Below are 410 nucleotides of genomic sequence, written 5' to 3'. Positions count from 1 at the left end.
GGCTACGCATGCGTCCTGGTTTCGCCCTCGCCAATCTCGCCGCGTGGCTGCTGGCGATCATCTGGATATCGCCTTTGCTGTACGGGCTGTGGACCGCGTTTCACCCCGCGGCTTTCGCGGCGCGGTTCGATCTCTCCGCTCCCTGGACGCTTGAGAATTTTGAGCGCGTCTGGACCGCGGCTCCGTTTGCGCGGTACTTCGTCAACACGTTCCTGCTCGTATCGCTGGTTCTGGCGTGCCAACTGGTGGTCTGCACACTCGCTGCGTATGCGTTCGTCTGCTATCCATTCCGGGGGTCGAACGCGCTGTTCGTCCTTGTCCTGGTCCAGCTGATGATCATGCCCGAGGTGCTTCTGGTCGAAAATTACAGGACTCTGGCGAAGTTTGGATTGCTCGACACGATCCTAGGT

Annotated in this window: 1 pseudogene; it reads left to right on the top strand. The window is 60.0% G+C overall.

The annotated features are described in order from the left end of the window. Nucleotides 1-8: 8 nt before the first annotated feature. Nucleotides 9-410: pseudogene (locus I6F37_RS42380) on the top strand (carbohydrate ABC transporter permease); the annotation flags it as partial.

It is taken from the genome of Bradyrhizobium sp. NBAIM08 (genome assembly GCF_020193935.1).
Lineage (GTDB): Bacteria > Pseudomonadota > Alphaproteobacteria > Rhizobiales > Xanthobacteraceae > Bradyrhizobium > Bradyrhizobium yuanmingense.
This window is presented reverse-complemented; position numbering and strand designations above follow the sequence as displayed.